The organism is Roseateles sp. P5_E8 (assembly GCF_054177665.1).
In genome coordinates, this window is the sequence record NZ_JBGCUM010000108.1 from 1 (window position 1) to 5,750 (window position 5,750).

At 63.5% G+C, this 5,750-nt stretch carries 5 protein-coding genes and 1 pseudogene; all 6 read right to left on the minus strand.

The genetic code is table 11. From position 1 onward, the window contains the following. On the minus strand, positions 1–548 hold a 548-nt coding region (locus ACXRVZ_RS27240; protein ID WP_458233090.1), incomplete at its 3' end, for a hypothetical protein. A 10-nt stretch (positions 549–558) separates the two neighbouring features. Continuing rightward, positions 559–1,470, minus strand: a complete 912-nt coding sequence (locus tag ACXRVZ_RS27245; RefSeq protein ID WP_458233091.1) for a DUF4861 family protein — start codon at positions 1,468–1,470, stop codon at positions 559–561. Continuing rightward, entirely contained in the window at positions 1,458–3,650 is a 2,193-nt protein-coding gene (locus ACXRVZ_RS27250) for a molybdopterin cofactor-binding domain-containing protein (RefSeq protein ID WP_458233092.1), read from the minus strand. The genes ACXRVZ_RS27245 and ACXRVZ_RS27250 overlap by 13 nt, the downstream gene beginning before the upstream one ends. 1 nt (position 3,651) lies before the next feature. Further along, a complete protein-coding gene (locus ACXRVZ_RS27255) occupies positions 3,652–4,128 on the minus strand; it encodes a (2Fe-2S)-binding protein (protein ID WP_457425400.1) in 477 nt (158 codons plus the stop codon). 44 nt (positions 4,129–4,172) lie between these two features. After that, on the minus strand, positions 4,173–5,327 hold the full coding sequence (locus tag ACXRVZ_RS27260; RefSeq protein WP_457425402.1) for a glycoside hydrolase family 88/105 protein: 1,155 nt from the start codon (positions 5,325–5,327) through the stop codon (positions 4,173–4,175). Between the two features lie 230 nt (positions 5,328–5,557). Further along, a pseudogene (locus ACXRVZ_RS27265) lies at positions 5,558–5,750 on the minus strand (hypothetical protein); the annotation flags it as partial.

Here is a 5,750-nt window from a genome sequence, read left to right on the forward strand (position 1 = left end):
GTCGTCATCCGCGCGCGGCGCAGTTGACCGTGAACGTTCTCTGGCTTGCCGACCGGGACGATGAGGCTGCGTTCCACGACATTGCGCTTTCTGTCGATCAGCAGCAGCTTGGCCGGATTGCCGTTCTGCGTCAGCAGCACGCGGTCGCCGTCCAAGGCCTGCAGCGAATGGACTTCGGTGCCGCTGGGCGCGATGTATTGCCAGGCCACCGTCTTGTCGGGCGTGACTTCCATCGCGCCGAAACGCGTCGTGAACAGCACGTGGCCATTCGGCAGCAGCGTGCAATCGCCCAGTTCCTGGATGTCAGGCTTCTCGTCGCGCACGACGCGGAACTTCACCGCGTAGCTCCACACCTCCTTGCCAACGCGGATCAGGTGGACGGTTTGCTGGTCGGCGTTGTGCTCGTACTCGCCGCAGTAGAGGAATGGATGCTCCGACAGCCCCTTGCCTGGCAGCAACTCAGGAGAAAGGGCGGGTTCGGCAGGCTGTGCATAGGCGGGCGCCGACAGCGCCATGGCAGCCAACAGGATGGCAAGCGTGGTTCGCATGAGGAGAGCTTTATTTCGAATGGAAGTCGAGTCGCTCGGCAGACGCGTGGGCCTCCCAGGCGGCACGGTCGGTGAAGTCCAGCCCCTGTTCCCACACCGTGCCGATGTAGTAGACGAAGGGCTTGCCCGGTGTCACCCGTATGCGGATCAGATGGTTGTCTGCGTCGGCGCCTGTGTCGACGACCATGGCCGGGTCGACGCGCACGGCGGTGCCGATGGCGCCGTGCTTGGCGTGGGCAGGCGACCAGTACATCAATACGCCCCGTTTGGCATCAACCGTCAATACGCCCCGGGCCGTGCCCACCGGCGTCTTGTTCAGACCGATGCCGACGATCAGGTTCTCTGGCTTGTCGGACTCGATGACCGATTGCAGCCGGGTGAAGTTCGTGCCAAGGGGCAGCGTGAAGGTGCGGGTCTCCCACACCTTGCGGTCCACGCCCACCGGCCACGGCGCATAGGTCACCTGGAAGGACGCCACGTCGGGTCCGTTTTGCAGGATCTTGTGCGTGGCCCAGTTGCGCGAGACCCAAAGCTTGTCTTCGAACCAGATGCCCAAGCCGCCTACACCGCGGCTGCCGCCGACGCTGTAGAAGTCCAGGCCTTCACCGTAGTCGTTGTGGTAGTTCGGCGTCTTCAACTGCCGATCCATGAAGGGCCAGCGCACCTTCTTGGCCCAGGTGTCGATGCCGGAGCCGGACGGTGGCTCGATCTTTTGCAACGCCGGTCCGTAGATGCGGTGCGCGACGCGATCGTTCTCCCAGATCAGATCGTCGGCGCGGTCCGGTGCGTGGCGCACGGTCGCTCGCGGCACCTGCTCGGCGGGCGTGGCGGGCCGCAAGTCAGCAGGGGGCGCAGGCTGCGCCATCGACATGGCCGCAGCAGTGCCAGCCGCCAGCAGCAACGCCAGCTTCATCGCATCCATTGCTTTTTCTCCAATTGGGTTTCGTCGATAGGCAGCTTGCGGATGCGCACGCCGGTCGCCGCAAAGATGGCGTTGCAGACCGCCGGGAGGGCGGGCGGCAAGGCGGGCTCACCCAGACCGGTTGGCGGGTGATCGCTGAGGACAAACTCGACGTCGATCTGGGGCGCATCGGCAATGCGCATCAGCGCCATTTGATGGAAGTTGGATTGCTCCACTCTTCCTTTGTCGAAGGTGATGGCCTGCCTGAGCTGCCCGATGCCGTCGATGATGGCGCCCTCGACTTGGTTGCGTGCGGCCGACGGGTTGACGATGGTCGAGCCGACATCGCCGACGGCCCAGACTTTGAGCACGCGCCAGCTGCCGTCTGCATTCACACGCACCTTGGCCACCTCGGCGAAATAGCCGCGATGGCTGAAATAGGTGGCAACGCCCAGTCCCACACCCTTTTCGTCGGGCGGTTGCTGGCCCCATCCGGAGCGTTGCCGGAGCACCTCGAGAACGCGTTTGATCCGCTCCAGGCTGTACGGCGGCGCGCGCGAATTCAACGGGGGATCGGGCGGGAGGCCTTTGCGTGCATTCAGCATTTCAAGGCGAAGCTCGAAGGGATCCTTCTTGGCCTGGACGGCAATCTCGTCCAGGAAGCACTCGTGCACGAAGGCCAGCGAGTTGGAAGACGGCGCGCGCAGATAGCCTGTCGGGATGATGGTCTCGATGAGTGACTCGTCGAGGCGGAAGTGATCCAAGGTCTGGCGCAGGAAATCATGGGGCACCAGGTCGGCGCCCTGCGTCGGCTTGCCGCCGCGCGCATAGGTGACGCCGTGGGCGGCGTAGCCCTCGATGCGCCCATCGGCGCTGAGCCCCGCACGCAGCAGATGGTGATTGCCTGGCCGGAAGAAGTCGTGAGCGATGTCGTCCTCGCGGGTCCACAGCACCTTCACAGCGCCGGATTGCAGTGCAATTGCGGCCGCTTCGACCATGTAGTCGTTCTCCAGCCGCCGCCCGAAGCCGCCGCCCACGCGCGTCATGTGCACGGTGACGCTCGTTTCGGCAATGCCCAGCTCCTTGGCGACAAGCTTGACGCCCCAGCCCGGCGCCTGCGTCGGCGCCCAGATCTCGACGCCATCCTTCGTCGGCCGCGCGGTGGCGTTCTGGGGTTCCAGCGTCAGGTGGGCGATGAAGGGCGTGTCGTAGCGCGCCTTGAGCACCTTGGCCGCATCCGCGAGGGCGCTGTCCGCATGCCCCTTGTTGACGATCGTCTTACCGCATCTGCGCAGCAAATCGTCTGCTTTCGCCGAGTACGCCAGCGTGTCGTGCGGTGTGCTGGCCGACTCATCCCAGTCAACTTTCAGCCGGCTGCGGGCTTCCTTCGCAAGCCACCATCGTTCCGCCAGGATGGCCACGCCATCCTGCAGGCCCTTGAAGTTGCCGGTGCCCTTGATCACCAGCACCTTGTGCACGCCGGGCAGGCGGCGCACTTCGTCGAGATTGGCGGACAGGAACCTCGCACCGAAGACTGGCGGCCGACTCACGACCGCGTATTTCATGCCAGGGAGCACCTTGTCTATGCCGAATATCGGTTCCCCCTTCACGATCCCAGGGCCGTCGACACCTGCCTTGGGTGTGCCGATGATCTTGAAGTCGGCGCTGTTCTTCAGCGTGACCTCGGCCGGACTGGGAACGGGCATCGTTGCTGCGAGCGCGGCAAGCTCGCCATAGTCGCGCTGCTTCCCGCTGGCCTCGTGGCGCACCACGCCGCTGCGCACCGTCAACTCGTTAGAGGGCACCTTCAGCGATTGCGATGCGGCCTGGACGAACATCGCCCGCACAATGGCGCCGGCTCGCCGCATGAGGTCGTAGTTGGTTGGAATGCTGGTCGACCCCCCCGCCGTTTGAGGCCCGAAGAGCTTTTCATCCACGGGGGCCATCTCGACGCGGACGCGGTCCCAGTCGACGTCCAGTTCCTCGGCAATGACCATGGCCAACGTCGTCTTGATGCCCTGGCCAATCTCGGGATTCTTCGCGCGCAGCGTCACACGGCCATCGGTCGACACCAGCACGTAGTGGCTCAGCATGGACAGCGCGCTTTTGGCTTCGCTCCTTGTGCAGCCGTAGCCGGCGATGAAGGACCCACCCAGCGTAGCGGTGGAAACAAGGAAGAAGCGGCGAGTGGCTTGAACCATGTCAGGCGCTCCGCGTGTCCGTCGGGTCCATGCCGGCCGCGCTCTTGATGGCGGCGCGGATGCGCACATAGGTTGCGCAACGACAGAAGTTGCCGTTCATGGCGGCATCGATCTCCGCATCCGTCGGCTTGGGCGTCGCCTTCAGCAGCGCCGCGGCGCTCATGATCTGCCCGGCCTGGCAGTAGCCGCACTGCATCACATCCAGCTTGAGCCACGCGGCCTGGAGCGCCCGGCCTTGCGGACTGGCAGACACGCCCTCGATGGTGGTGATCTGCGCTCCGTGAACTGCGCTGACGGGTGTGAGACACGAGCGGATCGTTGCGCCGTTGAGATGGACTGTGCATGCGCCGCACTGCGCCATGCCGCAGCCGAACTTGGTGCCCGGCAAGCCGAACTCGTCGCGGAGCGCCCACAGAAGCGGCATGTCTGGCGCAAGGTCCCGCTCATGGAGCTTGCCGTTGATGGTGAGCTTGACCATGTCCTCTGCTGCGCTGGCTGAATGTTGGCGTGTCGATCAATGGCTCAGAGATCGGCCATCGCGGTGCCCGCGAGTAGGAAGGCGCCGACGCCGTAGAGCTGCGTGTCCTCGTAGCTGACCTGGTCCGGCCTGTCCCCGACCGGTTGAACGTAGCCAAGCTTGCCGTCAGGGTGAACGGCGCGCAGCAACGCCGCCCAGCCCTTGCGAGTTGGCGACTCATAGGTCGCCTTGTCGAGGACACCCCGCTTGATGCCCCAGGCCAGCCCGTAGGTGTAGAAGGCCGTGCCGCTCGATTCCGGAGGCGTCTCGGCACCGTTCGCGAGCAGGGAGGGTGCCCAGTAGCCGTCCGCTTTCTGAAGTGTCTTGAGCTTGGCCGCCATGCGCTGGAAGACGCCAATCATTCGCGCGCGGTCGGCGTCGGCCTCGGGCAGGCGGTCAATCATCCGGGTCAAGCCTGCAAAGGCCCAGCCGACACCTCGGCTCCAGAAGACCTTGCGGCCAGCTGCGTCCCGGCGGTCGAAGAATCTGGAGTCGCGGAAATACAGGTTTTCTGCGTCGTCGAACAGAAACTGCGTCGTGACCCAGAATTCCCGCTTGGCGAACTCAGCATATTTTGGGTCGCCCGTTTGCAGGCTCAACTCAAACCAGATTGCCGGCGCCATGAACAGCGCGTCGGACCAGCACCACCTGGATTGGCAGCCCAAGGCTTCAAGGCCAGTACCTTCGCGGTGCTCGGTGAATTCCAATTTCACACTGGAAGGCTTCTCCAGGATGGCGTCCAGTTCGGACTTCACTTCTGCGCGAGCATTGGCGCCCGCACCATTCTTCGCGGCCCACAAATAGGCCTGACCAATCGCCTGGTCATCAGCGAAGTATTTTCGCGAGGCCAGCTTCCATTGATTTGCTTCACCGCGCTGAATGATGAGCTGCTTGTAACGCGGATTTGAACTTCGGTCGGCCAGCTCCGTGAGACCGACAAGGAGCGCCGCCTGAACCCAGCCTTTTGGATTCGGATAGCCCTCGCCGGTTTTGATTGGATTCAATCCGGCAGCCATTGCCGTGATCTGGTAATCGGCTACCTTTTCAACAATCGCAATGGTTTCCAGCCTATTTGGAGCTTTGGCTGTATCAGCAGCGAACGCCATTGGTGATGCAGCACCCAGGACGAGCGACGCATATATAAAGAATTTGTTCTTCATGGAGTATTGGTGGCGTGGTCCGCCAAACGTCGGTCAGATGCCAAGGCGATGTGCATCCCTTCCCAGCTCGAATTTGATATCGCCGAGAAAATCGATGGTAGCCGCGGACCCCCTGCGTGCGGTGCTCAACAATTTGAGCGGTTGTATGACGTCGGATGTCAGTTTGCGAGCGCTGACAATCTATTGGTAGCGTTCAGGCGTGGGTAGGAGCTTGCGGCGGGAGCCGTGCCTCAGCCGGCATACGGCCGCAGTACGGTATGCAGAACGAACGCTGCGCCTCCCACTGCGGTCGCTTGCTCACCGTACTTGGCCAAGCGAATTGAAGGAGGCAAAGAGCCGGCGTCCTCGCCGAACCGACCCAGCCGTGCCACTGCGGCGTCCAGGAAGGAGCTGCCACCCAGGGTCACGACCTCACCGCCCAAG

What these genes read in the sequence shown, in the direction of transcription:
- ACXRVZ_RS27250 (WP_458233092.1), bottom strand. Translation starts at nt 3,650, where the DNA reads ATGGTTCAAGCCACTCGCCGCTTCTTCCTTGTTTCCACCGCTACGCTG.
- ACXRVZ_RS27245 (WP_458233091.1), bottom strand. Translation starts at nt 1,470, where the DNA reads ATGGATGCGATGAAGCTGGCGTTGCTGCTGGCGGCTGGCACTGCTGCG.
- ACXRVZ_RS27255 (WP_457425400.1), bottom strand. Translation starts at nt 4,128, where the DNA reads ATGGTCAAGCTCACCATCAACGGCAAGCTCCATGAGCGGGACCTTGCG.
- ACXRVZ_RS27260 (WP_457425402.1), bottom strand. Translation starts at nt 5,327, where the DNA reads ATGAAGAACAAATTCTTTATATATGCGTCGCTCGTCCTGGGTGCTGCA.